This window comes from Paenibacillus sp. FSL L8-0435 (assembly GCF_037965655.1).
Classification (GTDB): Bacteria; Bacillota; Bacilli; order Paenibacillales; family Paenibacillaceae; genus Paenibacillus.
Window position 1 is genome coordinate 783,501 of the sequence record NZ_CP150185.1, and the last position, 16,831, is coordinate 800,331.

Annotated in this window: 13 protein-coding genes; all 13 read left to right on the plus strand. The window is 48.8% G+C overall.

Annotated elements, in window-relative coordinates:
• The first annotated feature begins 106 nt into the window (after positions 1 to 106).
• The 13 genes from purE to NST33_RS03735 all read left to right on the plus strand — a co-directional run bounded on the left by purE (position 107) and on the right by NST33_RS03735 (position 16,789).
• Positions 107 to 592, plus strand: coding sequence for a 5-(carboxyamino)imidazole ribonucleotide mutase (gene purE, locus NST33_RS03675; RefSeq protein WP_017690699.1), 486 nt, complete (start codon positions 107 to 109; stop codon positions 590 to 592).
• Complete coding sequence (gene purK / locus NST33_RS03680; protein ID WP_237178153.1) at positions 589 to 1,791, plus strand: 5-(carboxyamino)imidazole ribonucleotide synthase; 1,203 nt, start codon at positions 589 to 591, stop codon at positions 1,789 to 1,791. Before purE ends, purK begins: the two co-directional genes overlap by 4 nt.
• A complete protein-coding gene (purB, locus tag NST33_RS03685; protein WP_047840491.1) occupies positions 1,788 to 3,086 on the plus strand; it encodes an adenylosuccinate lyase in 1,299 nt (432 codons plus the stop codon). Before purK ends, purB begins: the two co-directional genes overlap by 4 nt.
• Positions 3,087 to 3,467: 381 nt before the next feature.
• The gene (locus tag NST33_RS03690; RefSeq protein WP_076253839.1) at positions 3,468 to 4,340 is read left to right on the plus strand and encodes a phosphoribosylaminoimidazolesuccinocarboxamide synthase; all 873 of its coding nucleotides are present in this window, start codon (positions 3,468 to 3,470) and stop codon (positions 4,338 to 4,340) included.
• Between the two features lie 572 nt (positions 4,341 to 4,912).
• Positions 4,913 to 5,158 carry a phosphoribosylformylglycinamidine synthase subunit PurS gene (gene purS, locus NST33_RS03695; RefSeq protein WP_017690695.1) on the plus strand — a complete coding sequence of 82 codons (246 nt, stop codon included), beginning with the start codon at positions 4,913 to 4,915 and terminating at the stop codon, positions 5,156 to 5,158.
• A gap of 4 nt (positions 5,159 to 5,162) precedes the next feature.
• The gene (gene purQ, locus NST33_RS03700) at positions 5,163 to 5,852 is read left to right on the plus strand and encodes a phosphoribosylformylglycinamidine synthase subunit PurQ (RefSeq protein ID WP_036606071.1); all 690 of its coding nucleotides are present in this window, start codon (positions 5,163 to 5,165) and stop codon (positions 5,850 to 5,852) included.
• Positions 5,830 to 8,073: a phosphoribosylformylglycinamidine synthase subunit PurL gene (gene purL, locus NST33_RS03705; protein WP_339306793.1), complete on the plus strand. Its 2,244-nt coding sequence runs from the start codon at positions 5,830 to 5,832 to the stop codon at positions 8,071 to 8,073. Before purQ ends, purL begins: the two co-directional genes overlap by 23 nt.
• The gene (gene purF, locus NST33_RS03710) at positions 8,058 to 9,536 is read left to right on the plus strand and encodes an amidophosphoribosyltransferase (RefSeq protein WP_339306795.1); all 1,479 of its coding nucleotides are present in this window, start codon (positions 8,058 to 8,060) and stop codon (positions 9,534 to 9,536) included. Before purL ends, purF begins: the two co-directional genes overlap by 16 nt.
• Before the next feature lie 366 nt (positions 9,537 to 9,902).
• A complete protein-coding gene (gene purM / locus NST33_RS03715; protein ID WP_076329579.1) occupies positions 9,903 to 10,943 on the plus strand; it encodes a phosphoribosylformylglycinamidine cyclo-ligase in 1,041 nt (346 codons plus the stop codon).
• Positions 10,943 to 11,560, plus strand: a complete 618-nt coding sequence (gene purN / locus NST33_RS03720) for a phosphoribosylglycinamide formyltransferase (RefSeq protein ID WP_221818710.1) — start codon at positions 10,943 to 10,945, stop codon at positions 11,558 to 11,560. The genes purM and purN overlap by 1 nt, the downstream gene beginning before the upstream one ends.
• 294 nt (positions 11,561 to 11,854) lie before the next feature.
• Complete coding sequence (purH, locus tag NST33_RS03725) at positions 11,855 to 13,402, plus strand: bifunctional phosphoribosylaminoimidazolecarboxamide formyltransferase/IMP cyclohydrolase (protein WP_169482947.1); 1,548 nt, start codon at positions 11,855 to 11,857, stop codon at positions 13,400 to 13,402.
• Between the two features lie 129 nt (positions 13,403 to 13,531).
• Positions 13,532 to 14,797, plus strand: a complete 1,266-nt coding sequence (gene purD / locus NST33_RS03730; RefSeq protein WP_339306798.1) for a phosphoribosylamine--glycine ligase — start codon at positions 13,532 to 13,534, stop codon at positions 14,795 to 14,797.
• 654 nt (positions 14,798 to 15,451) lie between these two features.
• Positions 15,452 to 16,789, plus strand: a complete 1,338-nt coding sequence (locus tag NST33_RS03735; protein WP_339306800.1) for a hemolysin family protein — start codon at positions 15,452 to 15,454, stop codon at positions 16,787 to 16,789.
• Positions 16,790 to 16,831: the final 42 nt, after the last annotated feature.

Sequence of the window (16,831 nt, forward strand, 5' to 3'; positions counted from 1 at the left end):
AATGTGATGTTTTCGCGGGTAGCGGATTTTTTCATTTCACACGTAATAAGAGTTCCTTAATAGTCAGATGTAATCAAAAAAGCTCAGACGGGAGTTGGATGTATTCATGTCACTGCAAGTCGCTGTAATTATGGGCAGCAAGTCGGATTGGGAAACGATGAAACATGCGTGCGAGGTGCTGGATGAGCTGGAGATTGGGTATGAGAAAAAGGTGGTCTCCGCCCATCGTACACCGGATTTGATGTTTGAATACGCAGAGCAAGCAATTGATCGAGGATTCAAGGTGATCATTGCAGGGGCAGGCGGGGCAGCACATCTACCCGGTATGGTTGCCGCCAAAACGATGCTTCCGGTCATTGGCGTTCCGGTTCAGTCCAAAGCATTGAACGGTCTCGATTCCTTGTTGTCCATTGTTCAGATGCCTGGTGGTATTCCCGTCGCAACTGTGGCGATTGGCAAGGCAGGGGCAACGAATGCAGGATTGCTGGCAGCTCAAATGATCGGTGCTTTTGACCCGGATGTCCAACGTCGCTCTGAAGCTCGCCGAGAGCGCATCAAACAAGAAGTACTCGAAAGTAGTGAAGAACTATGAATAGAGTCGGGAACCAATCCGGTATAGCAGGAGAGCTAAAAAAAGTCCTGTTGCCCGGGAAAACAACCATCGGCATTCTTGGAGGCGGACAGCTCGGACGTATGATGACGCTCGCAGGAACGGCAATGGGTTATCGATTCGTTACTCTTGATCCGGCTGCGGATGCACCTTGTGGTCAAGTTGCTCGCCAGATTGAAGCTGGTTATGACGATGCCAAAGCTGCACTTGAACTGGCTCGGCAATGCGATGTCATTACGTATGAATTCGAAAATGTGGATGCAGAAGTCGCTGGGCTGCTCGAGCGTGAGTCTTACGTTCCACAAGGAAGTGCGTTACTGTACACCACACAACATCGGTTGCGTGAAAAACGTGCGATCGAAGCTGCTGGAGTAAGAGTCGCGCCTTATCGTGAGATCACAAGTGCGGATACAATGCTTGCTGCTGTTAGCGAACTTGGAGTGCCGTGTGTACTGAAGACGGTGACTGGAGGCTACGATGGCAAAGGTCAACGGGTCATCCGGGAAGCAAGTCAGGCTGTTGCGGCATACGAAGAACTTGCGGCTACTGGTGCGGAACTGGTGTTGGAACAATTCATCAAGTTTGAATGCGAGATATCGGTCGTTGTAGCGCGTAGTACAAATGGGGAGATCAAAACGTTCCCGCCAGCGGAGAACATTCATGTGAACAACATTTTGCATGCTTCAATTGTACCGGCTAGAGTTGCCGCAGATATCCAGATTGAAGCGCAAAAGCTGGCAGCAGCGGTGGCAGAATCGATGAAGGCTGTTGGACTGCTGGCTGTGGAACTGTTTGTAGCGGCGGATGGAAGACTGTACGTCAATGAGCTGGCACCAAGACCGCATAATTCTGGTCACTATACGATGGAAGCTTGTGCGACTTCTCAGTTCGAACAACATATCCGTGCGATCTGCGGATTACCACTCGGGGACACTTCGTTATTGAGTCCGGTTGTTATGGTCAATGTGCTTGGAGAACATCTGGAAGGCATTATCGCCAGAACAGGGCAACCTGATGCAGAAGCGATAGAACTCGGTGTGATTCCCAAGCTTCACATATATGGTAAAACTGAAGCAAAAACAGGACGGAAGATGGGGCATGTGAATCTGCTCTGTCAGGATGTTGAAGAAGGATTGCAATGGATTGAACAAACTAACCTCTGGAGGAATACAAATTCATGATTGAACGTTATAGCAGACCCGAAATGAGAGCCATCTGGACCGAAGAGAACAAATTCCAATCGTGGCTGGAAGTTGAAATTTGTGCATGTGAGGCGTGGGCTGAACTGGGTGTAATTCCTAAGGAAGAAGCAGCATTGCTTCGTCAGAACGCATCTTTTGACATCGACCGGATCTATGAGATTGAACAGGAAACACGTCATGACGTTATCGCATTTACACGTACGGTATCTGAAAGTCTGGGTGCGGAGCGGAAATGGGTGCACTACGGACTGACTTCCACAGATGTCGTGGATACGGCTCTGGGTTATGTACTGCGTCAAGCGAATGAAATTCTGGAAAAGGATATCGTGAATTTCATTGAAATTCTTCGTGAAAAAGCACTGGCTTATCAGCACACACCAATGATGGGACGTACGCACGGTGTGCATGCTGAGCCAACGACATTTGGACTGAAAATGGCATTGTGGCATGAAGAGATGAAACGGAACCTGGAGCGTTTCCGTCATGCGGCAGACAATGTACAATACGGCAAAATCTCTGGCGCAGTAGGAACATACGCGAACATCGATCCGTTTGTTGAAGAGTTTGTCTGCGAGAAGCTGGGCACGAAACCTGCGCCGATCTCGACCCAAACATTACAACGTGACCGTCATGCGGAATATATGGCTACACTGGCGTTGATCGCAACGTCCCTGGACAAGTTTGCTACAGAGGTACGTGCACTGCAGAAGAGTGAGTTCCGTGAAGTGGAAGAAGCTTTTGCTAAAGGTCAAAAAGGATCTTCAGCAATGCCGCACAAGCGTAACCCAATTGGTAGTGAAAACATCTCTGGTCTGTCCCGCGTTATTCGCGGACACATGGTATCCGCATACGAGAACGTAACGCTCTGGCATGAGCGCGACATCTCACATTCTTCCGTAGAACGTATCATTCTGCCGGATGCAACGATGCTGCTGAACTACATGCTGAACCGTTTTGGTAACATCGTGAAGAACCTGACGGTTTTCCCTGAGAACATGAAACGCAACATGGAGCGCACCTACGGGGTACCGTTCTCCGGTCGCATCATGACAAAACTGATCGACAAAGGCTTCAGCCGCGAGCAAGCGTACGATACCGTTCAACCACGTGCGATGCAAGCATGGGAAGAACAACGCCAGTTCCAGGATATCGTGAAATCCACACCGGAAATCACAGAAGTGCTGAACGAAGAGGAAATCGCAGATGCATTCAACCCGTCATGGCACCTGAAGCACGTAGACACCATCTTCAAAAAGCTCGGCTTGAACGATTAATATATAACTCCCATAAGGCTATAGCGCAGAATGATGGTTTCGCAGGGAACGCAGAGGACAGAAATAAGCTGAAGAAGCAAAGCTAAAAGCTTTTTGAAAGAAAGCTACTTCGGAAGCATACGCTGCGCCTTTATCAAATTTAGAACAAGTTTTACTCCCTAAAAGTATAGGTTGATTATGTGTTCACGCTGGAACGGAGAAGGTAGAAAAAACCTGAAGAGGCAAAGCGCTCGCCTTTATCCCCGGATTTTCACTTTGCAAAAGTGGAATCAAAAAATCTGGGGATAACAGCGATCGGAAGGTTGTTCTGCATTCGGAGTGGACCCGCGTGATAAGGGGAATTGGACGTATACTTTACATCTCCTGAAAGAAGGTGAGCCCATGGCACTGTCCACTGCGGCAGATCTCGTTAAAGCACCTCTGTTATATAAAGGAAAAGTACGTGAATTGTACGATCTGGGTGAACATTTTCTGATCGTGGTTACGGACCGTATATCGGCATTTGATTACGTGCTGGACCCGGCGGTTCCCGAGAAAGGAAACGTACTGAATAAACTCAGCAGCTTTTGGTTCGAACTGACGGGTGACATGATGGAGAATCACGTCGTTCATACCGATGTGAATCAACTGGGTGATCTCATCACAGACCCTGAATTGCTCAAAGACCGCATCATGGTAACCCGCAAAGCAGAACGCATTGATATTGAATGTGTCGTGCGTGGATACATCACTGGTGGGGGATGGAGACAATACGAGACGAGTGGTGAAGTGAATGGCATTAAACTGCCTGATGGACTTCGCAAAAACGCCAAGCTCGAAGTTCCAATTTTCACACCGGCAGCCAAAAATGATGTTGGTCACGATGAGGACATCCCAATGGATCGCATGAAAGAACTGGTGGGAGACGCACTCGCAGTTGAGCTTCAGGAAAAAAGCTTGCGCCTGTACGAATTCGCCCGTGATTACTGCGATCAGCGTGGCATCATTCTCGCAGACTGCAAATTCGAGTTCGGCATCGTGGATGGCAAGGTCATCCTGATTGACGAAATCTTCACTCCAGATGCTTCACGCTTCTGGGCCAAAGAGAACTATGAACTGGACATCGAGATCGACAGCATGGATAAAGAGCCAGTGCGCACCTATCTCGCTGGAACCGATTGGGACAAGAACAGTAAACCCGATCCACTCCCACAAGAGGTAGTTGAAGCAACAACCGCAAGATACGTCGATATTTATAATCGTTTAACGAAATAATAACGTTTGAGGAGACTAACGTTTGAGCGGACTACGAGAAAGTTTGGCTTTCGATCGCTGTTGCCCCCGGAATGTTTTGATTGGAATCCTTTTTTTAAAAGGAAACATTCCGGTTGCAAAGGCGAGCACTTCGTTTCTCTAGCTCAAATCTTTCCCTCCGCCAGTGTTCAAACTGGTGGATGAGGCAATTTAAGAGCGGTGGCTACCCGCAGGCAGGGAAGCCTGAAAAGATTATGAGAGTTAAATTCATTGATTACTAAAGTAACTTGAAGACCATTCACTCTTTCCAAGTAATGGTCAGACTAGACCATTACACACCGTGCAACGTAAAAGGTTTAGGCCTTTAAAAAACGTCGCATGGACTAGCGTAGGGGCGGAATTGTTCTTAAAGGAGCGATAGCGTTCGCCTTTGTCCCCGGGTTTTGACCGCACAGTGGGCCAAAACAATCAAAAAACCTGGGGACAACAAGCGACCGGAAGAACAATCCGCCCCGGAGCAAGCGCCCCAAGTCACCCTTTTTAACAGCGTAAAGCATTTATCCCGTTCATTACTGAGGAGGAACATAAGGATCATGATCAAAGCAACCGTATATGTCACTATTAAGCAAAGCGTACTCGACCCGCAAGGCGTAGCTGTTCAAGGAGCCCTGCATTCCATGGGATTCAACGAAGTGGAAAGTGTACGGATCGGTAAAGTCATGGAATTGAACCTGGATACAACAGATCGTGCGGAAGCGGAGAAACGATTGAAAGTCATGTGTGAAAAGCTGCTGGCCAACACCGTTGTTGAAGATTACCGCTACGAATTGGAGGGTTAATCTCATGAAATTTGCAGTTCTTGTGTTCCCTGGCTCCAACTGCGACATCGACTGTTACAAGGCAGTGGAAGATGCGATTGGACAAGAGGTTGATTATGTATGGCACACGGCTACAGATCTATCGGCTTATGATTGTATTTTAGTTCCAGGTGGTTTCTCTTATGGTGACTACTTGCGTTGCGGAGCGATTTCCCGCTTTGCACCGGTAATGAACGAGGTAGCGAAAGCTGCTGAACAAGGTAAATATATTTTGGGTATTTGCAACGGATTCCAGATCCTGACGGAAGCGGGATTGCTTCCAGGTGCATTGATCCGTAACACTTCCCTGAAATTCCGTTGTCACGATACGGTATTGAAAGTGGCAAACGCAGATACACCATTTACACGTGACTATGCACCCGGCGAAGAGATTATCATCCCGATTGCTCACGGTGAAGGCAACTATTATTGCGACGAGGAGACGCTGGCGAGTCTGCAAGCGAACAACCAGATCGTATTTACGTATGGTACCAACCCGAACGGCTCTCTGGGTGATATTGCAGGAGTCTGTAACGAGGCTGGAAACGTGGTCGGCATGATGCCGCATCCAGAGCGTGCAGTGGATTCACTGTTTGGTTCGGAAGACGGCAAACGTATGTTTACATCTATTTTGAAAGCATGGAGGGATCGGCATGACGCAGCAGCTATCCGCTAAGGAACCAACAGCAGAACAGGTCGCAGAACATAAACTTTACGCACAAATGGGCGTATCTGACAGCGAGTATGAGCTGATCTGTGAGTTCATGGGGCGCAAGCCAAACTACACGGAAATTGGTGTGTTCAGTGTAATGTGGTCCGAGCATTGTGCTTATAAAAACTCCAAGCCATTGCTGCGCCGTTTCCCAACCACTGGACCACGTGTCCTGATGGGACCTGGTGAAGGTGCCGGTATCGTGGATATCGGTGATAACCAGGCCGTTGTATTCAAAATTGAAAGCCATAACCATCCTTCCGCGGTTGAGCCTTATCAAGGTGCGGCAACAGGCGTGGGCGGCATTATCCGTGATATTTTCTCCATGGGCGCAAGACCGGTAGCGTTGTTGAACTCCCTTCGTTTCGGCAAGCTGGAGAGCGATCGCGTTAAATATTTGTTCGAACATGTGGTAGCGGGTATTGCTGGATACGGTAACTGTATCGGTATTCCTACCGTTGCAGGCGAAGTCATGTTTGATGAGAGCTACGAAGGTAATCCACTGGTTAACGCCATGTGTGTGGGTCTAATTGATCATGACAAGATTCAGCGCGGTGTAGCTAAAGGTGTAGGTAACCCGGTTTACTATGTGGGCCCACCAACTGGCCGGGATGGTATTCATGGAGCAACCTTTGCATCGGTTGAACTGACGGAAGAATCCGAGTCCCAACGGACAGCGGTTCAGGTCGGTGACCCGTTTATGGAGAAACTGGTGATGGAATCCTGTCTGGAATTGATCGACACGGGCATCGTGCTCGGTATTCAGGATATGGGTGCTGCGGGTCTGACATGTTCAAGTGCAGAGATGGCAAGTAAAGCGGGTAACGGTCTGGAATTGTATCTGGATCAGGTACCACAGCGTGAAGAAGGCATGACGCCTTACGAGATGATGTTGTCTGAGTCCCAGGAACGGATGCTATTCGTTGTTGAGCCGAAGGATGAGGCGCAGGCGATGGAAATCTTTGAACGTTGGGGCGTAATCTGTGCCAAAGTTGGTAAAGTAACGGATGACGGTCGTCTGAAATTGATCCACCACGGCGAAGTGGTCGGAGATATGCCAGTAACGGCATTGGTTGACGAATGTCCAGTGTATGACAAACCGTCTTCTGTACCTGCGTACTACGAGCAAAGTGCCTCCATCGACACGCTTCGTTACGACGAAGTGTCGGATCTCGGCGGAGCGTTGAAACAAGTGCTGGCTTCCCCAACAGTAGCAAGTAAAAAATGGGTGTATGATCAATACGACTACATGGTGCGTACAAGTACTGCCGTTCGTCCAGGTTCGGATGCAGCCGTAGTTACGATTCGTGGCACACGCAAAGGTCTCGCGATGACAACGGACTGTAACGGACGTTATGTGTACCTTGATCCTGAAGTTGGTGGACGGATTGCCGTGAGTGAAGCAGCGCGTAACATTGTATGTTCCGGTGCGGAGCCGCTGGCGATCACGGACAACCTGAACTTCGGTAACCCGGAGAAGCCGGATATTTTCTGGCAAATGGAGAAAGCCGTAGACGGTATGGCAGAAGCTTGCCGTGTGCTGGATACGCCGGTCATCGGTGGTAACGTAAGTCTGTATAACGAAAACGCCAAAGGCTCCATCTATCCAACGCCAGTTGTCGGAATGGTAGGTCTTGTTCATGATACGGATCATATCACGACACAATCATTCAAGTCCGAAGGTGATGTCATCATCCTCCTCGGTGAAACAAAAGCTGAACTGGGTGGCAGCGAGCTGCAATACGCGGTTCATGGTCAGACGGAAGGTCGTCCGCCAGAACTGAACTTGCAAACGGAAAAAGCGTTGCTCAGCACGGTGCTGGAAGCTATTCAATCCGGTCTCGTTCGCTCGGCACATGACTTGTCTGAAGGCGGCTTGGCTGTTGCACTCGCAGAGTCTTGTATCAGTGGTAACGTAGGAGCACAGGTAAATGTCGAGACTGCACTGCGTGCAGATCACGCCCTATTCAGTGAGAGCCAATCCCGTATCTTGTTGTCGGCTACGCCAGAGCAAGCGGGTAAACTTGAGGCATTTGTACGTGAGCGCGGTGTACCTGTAGCTGTGATTGGACGTGTAGAAGGAAGTAACCTGACGATTGAATTGAACGGAACATCAGCCGTGAGCGAACCTGTAGGAGGTTTAGCTCAGGTCTGGGAGGATGCGATTCCATGTCTCATGAACTGACGACAGGACCGTTGTGGACAGGCGATTATTATAATGAAGGGTCCGGCAAGGACGGACTCGACAAATTGAAAGAAGAATGCGGCGTGTTCGGGGTGTTCAGACACCCTGACGCGGCTTCGCTCTCCTATTATGGACTGCATGCGCTGCAACATCGGGGCGAAGAGAGTGCAGGCATGTGTGTGAGTGATGGCAGCCAGTTTAACTATCATCGCGGTATGGGTCTGGTGAAAGAAGTGTTCACCAAAGACCTGATGCAGACATTGACTGGGGATATTTCCATTGGACATGTCCGTTATTCAACAAGTGGTGACAGTAAACTGACGAACGCACAGCCATTGGTATTTAAATACCGTGATGGTGATCTCGCAGTAGCGACTAACGGAAACATTGTGAATGCACCAACGATCCGGCGTGAGCTGGAGCAGAGCGGGTCCATTTTTCAAACAACAAGTGATACCGAGGTCATTGCGCATCTGATTGCACGATCCTCCAAGGGGCTTGTTGAGGCTGCAAAAGAGGCATTCCAGCGCATTGTGGGTGGTTATGCGTTTCTGATCATGACCAACGACAAGCTGCTCGTGGCTTCCGATCCGCACGGACTTCGTCCGCTGACGATGGGTAAGCTGGGAGATGCGTATCTGTTTGCATCCGAGACTTGTGCACTGGAAACAATCGGCGCAGAGTTGATTCGTGATATCGAGCCGGGTGAATTGCTTGTGCTGGATGCAGATGGTCTGCACGAGGATCGCTTTGATCATCACAAACACCGCAAGGCATTATGCGCGATGGAATATATTTATTTTGCCCGTCCGGATAGTGATATGAATGGTACGAACCAGCATGCTGCTCGTAAACGGATGGGAAGCCGTATGGCGATTGAGTCGTTTGTGGATGCGGACTTGGTTACGGGGGTACCAGATTCCAGCATCTCGGCGGCCATTGGTTATGCGGAGCAAACGGGTATTCCGTACGAGATGGGTATGATCAAGAACAAATACACCGGACGTACGTTTATTCAGCCAAGCCAGGAACTGCGGGAGCAGGGTGTGAAGATGAAGCTGAGCGCTGTACGTCGCGTTGTGGAAGGCAAACGTGTGGTCATGATTGATGACTCCATCGTACGGGGAACAACCTCCCGTCGGATCGTGAACATGCTGCGTGATGCAGGAGCTACCGAGGTCCATGTGCGAATTACATCACCACCTTTCAAAAACCCGTGTTTCTACGGTATTGATACGCCTGACAGCCGTGAATTAATTGCTTCACAGTTGTCGGTGGAAGAAATCTGCCGTGAAATTAATGCGGACTCCCTGGAGTTCCTCAGTCCCGATGGACTGATTGCATCGATTCAGGGAGATAATCAGGATGATCCCAAGGGCGGGCTTTGCCTCGCATGTTTTGATCATGATTACCCAACCCGCCTCGATTTCAACGGCGAAGAAAAATTCGGCTGCAGCTGTTAGCCTTATAGCCCCGCTTTGCGGAGCAACAGGGGCTAGGCAGCCAGGCGAAGCAGCTGCCCCCGGGCCTAGCCCGCGCCGTTAAGCCCCGCCTTGCGGAGCAATAGGGGCCAGGCAGCCGAGCGAAGCAGCTGTCCAGCGGGCTTGCCCCGCAGCGTAGCTGAGCGGGGTTCGCCGACCGATGGCTTACAGCCAACGGAATCGGCGAACAATCCCGCGAGATCACGAACGAACCAACCATAGCAAGATCACACCAGCCACCTCTGCACCGCTTTTTTTGGCGGGTGTCCAGAGGGCCTGCCAAGGTCCTATGGGGTCCTCCCGGGCGGGAGGATTTAGGTGGGGCGAAAAAAAAGGAGATGATTCCACTTGTCTGAAGCATATAAAAAGGCCGGCGTCGATATCGCGGCAGGTAATGAAGCGGTTGAACGGATGAAAAAACACGTGAAGCGTACCTTCCGTCCGGAAGTGATGACGGATCTGGGTGGATTCGGTGCCCTGTTCGGTTTGAACAAAGATAAATACGATGAGCCGGTGCTTGTATCCGGTACGGATGGTGTAGGCACCAAGCTGAAAATTGCATTTGCCATGGACCGTCACGATACCATCGGAATCGACGCGGTAGCGATGTGTGTGAACGACATTGTGGTACAGGGTGCAGAACCACTTTTCTTCCTTGACTATCTGGCATGTGACAAAGTCATTCCTGAGAAGATCGAAGCTATTGTTGCGGGCATCGCTGAAGGCTGTCATCAATCGGGTTGTGCGCTGATCGGTGGCGAAACGGCGGAGATGCCGGGCATGTACAGTGAAGGCGAATACGATATTGCCGGATTCACGGTGGGCATCGTGGACAAAGCGAAGATCATCAACGGTACAACCATCGCACCTGGCGACACAGTGATTGGATTGGCCTCCAGCGGTGTGCATAGTAACGGATTCTCGCTGGTACGCAGACTTTTGTTGGAAGATGCGGGACTTGATCTGCATGATGAAGTAGCGGAACTGGGCGGTAAGCTGGGTGATTCCCTGCTGGAACCTACAAAGATCTATGTTAAACCTCTGTTGTCCCTGCTGGAAAAGGTAAAAGTAAAAGGCATGGCACACATTACAGGTGGTGGCTTCATCGAGAATATCCCACGTATGTTGCCAAGCAACGTGAATGTGGATATTGACTACGGCTCTTGGCCGATCCTGCCGATCTTCAACCTGTTACAGGAAAAGGGAGCTGTCTCAAACCGTGACATGTTCACCACATTCAACATGGGTGTTGGGCTTGTACTGGTCGTTAATGAAGCAGATGCAACAGAAGCGCTGCAACAACTGAAAGCATCTGGTGAAGAAGCGTACATCATTGGCCGTGTTACTGAAGGAGATGCGCGAGTAACCTTCACGGGAGCGGATGTTTAATGGGGAACTACCGCATAGCTGTATTTGCCTCGGGTGAAGGGTCCAACTTTCAGTCACTGGTCGATGCAGTACGAAACGGTGGGCTGAATGCGTCCGTTGATCTGCTCGTGTGTGATAAACCGGCTGCACGTGTTGTGCAGCGGGCACAGGACGCAGGCGTGGATTGTCATCTGTTTACTCCGAAAAATTATGCTTCCCGTGAAGCCTATGAGGCAGAGATCGTGGAAGTGCTAGAATCCAAAAAGATAGACTTGGTCGTTCTAGCAGGATATATGAGATTGCTGACTTCTGTTGTGGTGGATTGTTACGCAGGGCGGCTGATTAACATTCATCCGTCCTTGCTACCGGCATTTGCAGGTAAGGATGCGATTGGACAGGCTCTCGATTATGGCGTGAAAGTGACGGGTGTGACCGTGCACTTTGTAGACGGTGGCATGGATACAGGGCCGATTATTGCCCAGCATCCTGTTCCCATTTTGCCAGAGGATACCCCTGAAACCATCAGCCGTTCCATCCATGCAGCTGAACAGCAGTTATACCCTGAAGTTGTTTCCTGGTTCGCGCAAGGTCTGGTTCAGTTAGACGGACGTCACGTCACTGTTAACAAACCGGTTTGATATAAGTTGAAAAATTTTTATACATTAACGGAGAGGACAGAAAAAACCTGAAAAAGCGAAGCGTTCGCCTTTATCACCGGATTTTCCCTTTAAGAAAAGGGAATCAAAAAATCTGGGGATAACAGCGATTGGAAGGTTGTTCTGTCATCGGAGTGTCCCGTGTAAACATCTTGGTTCCACTTATATAACAGAAGTCGAATATTGGTACGCATTTTGTGATATTTCTCGGGAAATAAATCGGCTGTGTTTCGTCAGAAAACGCGAAGCCATGGGACATTAAAGGAGGAGCATATTGTGAGTATCAAAAGAGCGCTGGTTAGCGTATCGGATAAAACGGGCATCGTGGACTTTTGCCGCGAGCTGTCGCAAATGGGTGTGGAGATTATTTCGACAGGAGGTACAAGCAGCCTGTTGTCGAAGGAAGGCGTACCTGTCATCGGAATTTCGGATGTGACCGGATTTCCGGAAATCATGGACGGACGTGTCAAAACATTGCATCCGGCAGTTCATAGTGGGTTGTTGGCTGTGCGTGATAACGAAGAGCACACACGCCAGATGGAAGAACTCGGTCTCGGCTATATCGATCTGGTTGTCGTGAACCTATATCCATTCCAAGAGACTATTGCGAAACCGGACGTGGCATACGAAGATGCCATCGAGAACATCGATATCGGTGGTCCAACGATGCTTCGCTCGGCAGCCAAAAACCATGCCTTTGTCAGTGTCGTTGTAGACGCATCTGATTACAGCCAAGTGCTGGAGGAAGTGCGCAACGATGGAGATACCACTCTCGAAACTCGCAAACGGCTTGCGGCAAAAGTGTTCCGCCATACAGCGGCTTACGATGCACTCATCTCCGACTACCTGTCCAACGTAAATGGTGATCCACTGCCAGAGCGTCTGACGGTTACTTACGAAAAACTCCAGGATTTGCGTTATGGCGAAAATCCACACCAGCAGGCGGCATTCTACCGCAAACCGCTGGCTGCTCAAGATACGTTGACAACAGCCGAGCAATTGCATGGCAAAGAGTTGTCTTACAATAACATCAACGATGCGAACGCAGCATTGCAGATTGTCAAAGAGTTTGAAGAACCGGCCGTTGTCGCGGTTAAACATATGAACCCATGCGGCGTGGGCATTGGCGTAAGTATCTATGAAGCTTACAGCAAAGCATATGCTGCAGATCCAACATCTATCTTTGGTGGCATTGTGGCAGCGAACCGCATTATCGATAGCGATACAGCAGGCAAATTGAGCGAGATTTTCCTGGAAATCGTACTTGCTCCTGACTTTACGCAAGAGGCTCTCGATATCCTGACGAAGAAGAAAAACATTCGTTTGCTCAAAACGGGCGAACTGAATGCTGCTCGTAAACGGGAGAGCCAATTCGTGGTTACGTCCATCGACGGCGGTATGATCGTGCAACAGTCCGATGTGCACTCCATTGAAGCGAGCGAGCTGAACGTGGTAACGGATCGTGCGCCATCGGAAGAAGAACTGAAACAGCTGTTGTTTGGCTGGAAAGTAGTTAAACATGTGAAATCGAACGCGATCGTACTTGCTGCGAATGATATGACGGTAGGTGTGGGCGCTGGACAAATGAATCGTGTGGGTGCAGCCAAAATTGCAATTGAGCAAGCTGGCGAGCAAGCAAAAGGTGCTATTCTAGCATCTGATGCGTTCTTCCCAATGGGTGATACGCTGGAACTGGCAGCAAAAGCCGGAATTACAGCAGTGATTCAACCTGGTGGTTCGATCAAAGATGAAGAATCCATCAAAGTAGCGAATGAATACGGAATTGCCATGGTCTTCACAGGCGTTCGTCACTTCAAGCACTAGAGCGAAAAAGGTTTAATAAGGGGTGTCGCCAGTCATATCTATGACTTATGGTACACCCCCTCTTTTTTAGGCTTATCAACACGCAATAACGTAACAAATCCAGTTATGCACGGAGGGGGAACAGAACGAATGGATATTTTGGTAGTAGGTGGCGGTGGCCGGGAGCATGCCATCATCTGGGCGCTGGCAAAGAGTCCAAAGGTAGACAAGATTCACTGTGCACCGGGAAATGCAGGTATTGCTCAGCTCGCTGAGTGTCATGCCATTGCGGTAAATGAATTCGATAAACTAACGGCTCTTGCTGTAGAGCTTAAAGTGGGTCTGGTGGTTATTGGTCCGGATGATCCGCTTGCGGATGGGATCGTGGATGCATTTGATTCGACAGGTATTCCAGTATTCGGACCCCGTCGTAATGCAGCAGAGATCGAAGGAAGTAAAACATTCATGAAGGACCTGCTGCACAAATACAACATTCCAACCGCAGCCTATGAAAAATTCGATAACTACGAACAGGCACAGGCTTACCTGAATGAGCAAGCGATTCCAGTTGTCATCAAGGCAGATGGATTGGCAGCGGGCAAAGGTGTGACGGTAGCTTATTCCCGTGAAGAGGCTGATCAGGCACTTCGCAGTATTATGGTGGAGAAAGTATTTGGTGAAGCAGGAGCCAAAGTGATTATTGAGGAATACCTCGCAGGACAGGAAATGTCGATTCTGGCTTTTGTCGATGGGGAGACGGTTCGTCCAATGGCGGCAGCACAGGATCACAAACCTGTATTCGATAATGATCAGGGGCCAAACACAGGCGGTATGGGTACATATTCACCTTTGCCACACATTCCTGCATCCATTATTGAAGAAGCCGTAGAGACGATCATCAAACCAACAGCCAAGGCCATGGTATCCGAAGGGCGTCCGTTCCAAGGCGTGTTGTTTGCTGGACTGATGATTTCACCAGATGGTAAACCCAAAACGATTGAGTTCAATGCACGTTTCGGTGATCCCGAGACACAGGTTGTTTTGCCACGATTGAAGAGTGACCTGTTCGATATCTTCTGGGCAACTGTTCATGGTAAGCTGGCAGACATTGAAATTGAATGGAGCGATGAAGCCGCAGTATGTGTGGTGCTTGCTTCAGGAGGTTATCCGGGTCCTTATGCCAAAGGCGTAGTCATTGAAGGTCTCGAACAAGTGCAAGATGCCGTGGTATTCCACGCAGGTACAGCGCGTAGTGAAGCAGGAGACTGGGTCACGAATGGTGGACGGATCCTGGGCGTAGTTGGCCTTGGCGCGGATATTGCAGAAGCTAGAAACAAAGCCTACGCACAGGCGGAATGTATCCATTTTGATGGCAAACATCAGCGGACGGATATTGCTGCCAAAGCATTGGTGTAGGATAAATAGGAGAGAGCCCGTAAAGATGTGCGCCGTAAGGTTGTTGCATCCTGCGGGCTCTTTGTTGCGTATATAGATGTATGCTATGTAAACACACATGTTTAATGACCTAAAGTAAAGGGTAGTATTTTTATAAATTGGACTATACTAATTATGTGAAGAATATCACATTATAAGGTAATACCAAACATATCTTTATATCAAGTTCGTAACATACATAAAGACTAATTTGTGAACATTAAACTGTAAGCTTGTGCCAAACCATAACGTGCAACTGGATGGTTGTATTGGAATCATGGTATACTTTTCGGAAACAGGAATGCGTATGAGGGGAGGTGGATATCTATTGGGTAGGCGATATTGTAAATTGTCCAAATGGCGAATCTAGGTGGAGTTAAGCGAGGAACAATTGACAGCATGAGGGGTAACCCGATTTGAATGAAGAAGTTTCTGCAAGTCATTGACTTCATCTTGAATTCCTGTTTTGTATTTTACAAGGTCAAACCGTATGACATATACAAATATGATCATTATTCGATTTCATATAAGGCATAAGCCATGATGAACGACAAACAGCGCATGAATGGTTAACGTAGTTAACGGATCACGCTGTAACTATCTCTGGAGGTGAATCCCTGAGAACCGGGGAAATCATTGGACATAATTACCATATTGAATATCGCTTTACTTATTATCTTGATTGCATTGACTGCATTTTTCGTAGCATCAGAGTTTGCTGTAGTCAAAATTCGTACATCAAGAGTGGATCAACTGGTCGCGGAAGGCAATAAAAAGGCTGTACTCGCCAAAAAAGTTGTCTCGGACCTGGATTATTATCTGTCAGCCTGTCAGCTCGGTATTACGGTCACCGCACTGGGACTGGGTGCACTCGGAAAACCGACGGTTGAGAGATTGTTATATCCGGTATTCAATTATTTAGACGTACCTGCTTCAATCTCGTCGATTGCTTCTTATGCGATCGCCTTTATACTCGTCACGTTCTTGCATGTGGTTGTAGGTGAAATGGCGCCCAAAACGCTGGCAATTCAGTTTTCGGAAAAACTGACATTGATGCTCTCCCCATCATTATACTGGTTTGGTAAAGTCATGTACCCGTTCATTTGGGCGTTGAATGGAGCCTCACGTGTTCTTCTGCGGGGATTCGGTGTGAAACCTGCGGAACATGATCAAGCTTACTCGGAGGACGAGATCAGAATCATTATGAACCAGAGTTATGAAGGTGACGAGAATAACAAGACCAAGCTTTCATATCTGGAAAATGTATTTGTATTCGATGAACGTGATGCCAAAGACATCATGGTCCCGCGCACGGAACTGGTGACATTAAGTCAGGATATGACCTATGACGATATTATTCCTATATTGGATGAACATAACTATTCACGCTACCCTGTCATCGAGGATGGGGACAAGGACCGTATTGTCGGCGTCGTGAATGTGAAAAAGATTTTGCCTGACATGGTTGCTGCAAGATCGTATCAACTAAGTGAATTCGTTCGCGAGATCCCGTTCGTTTCAGAAGTTACAAGTATCCAAGATGCGATGATAAAAATGCAGCAGGAACGTGTACACATGGCCGTGGTCGTGGATGAATACGGCGGTACCTCGGGAATCATTACAATGGAGGATATTCTGGAGGAGCTTGTCGGTGAGATTCGCGATGAATTCGATGCTGATGAGGTGGCCGATATTCAGGAGACCGGAGAAAATCAATATCTCATTAACGGCAGGGTACTTTTGGATGAAGTGGAGCGGCAGTTCGGGCTTAGCTTTGAAGGAAATGAAGAGATGGATACCGTGGCCGGATGGATTCAATACCAGAAGGGTGTAGGTGTGGAAAAAGGCGACACGGTGGAACATGGTGATTATGTCTGGACCGTTGTGGACACTGAAAATTATCACATCAAACAAGTTCTTCTGGAACGAGTGAGCGGTGCGCAGGTTGAGGAAGCTACAAGCGATCTGGCGTGATATTGCCCTCAGAATTTAAAGCGTTTTGGCAACGTAACAGTG

What these genes read in the sequence shown, in the direction of transcription:
- purL (WP_339306793.1), top strand. Translation starts at nt 5,830, where the DNA reads ATGACGCAGCAGCTATCCGCTAAGGAACCAACAGCAGAACAGGTCGCA.
- purK (WP_237178153.1), top strand. Translation starts at nt 589, where the DNA reads ATGAATAGAGTCGGGAACCAATCCGGTATAGCAGGAGAGCTAAAAAAA.
- purE (WP_017690699.1), top strand. Translation starts at nt 107, where the DNA reads ATGTCACTGCAAGTCGCTGTAATTATGGGCAGCAAGTCGGATTGGGAA.
- NST33_RS03690 (WP_076253839.1), top strand. Translation starts at nt 3,468, where the DNA reads ATGGCACTGTCCACTGCGGCAGATCTCGTTAAAGCACCTCTGTTATAT.
- purS (WP_017690695.1), top strand. Translation starts at nt 4,913, where the DNA reads ATGATCAAAGCAACCGTATATGTCACTATTAAGCAAAGCGTACTCGAC.
- purF (WP_339306795.1), top strand. Translation starts at nt 8,058, where the DNA reads ATGTCTCATGAACTGACGACAGGACCGTTGTGGACAGGCGATTATTAT.
- purQ (WP_036606071.1), top strand. Translation starts at nt 5,163, where the DNA reads ATGAAATTTGCAGTTCTTGTGTTCCCTGGCTCCAACTGCGACATCGAC.
- purD (WP_339306798.1), top strand. Translation starts at nt 13,532, where the DNA reads ATGGATATTTTGGTAGTAGGTGGCGGTGGCCGGGAGCATGCCATCATC.
- purN (WP_221818710.1), top strand. Translation starts at nt 10,943, where the DNA reads ATGGGGAACTACCGCATAGCTGTATTTGCCTCGGGTGAAGGGTCCAAC.
- purB (WP_047840491.1), top strand. Translation starts at nt 1,788, where the DNA reads ATGATTGAACGTTATAGCAGACCCGAAATGAGAGCCATCTGGACCGAA.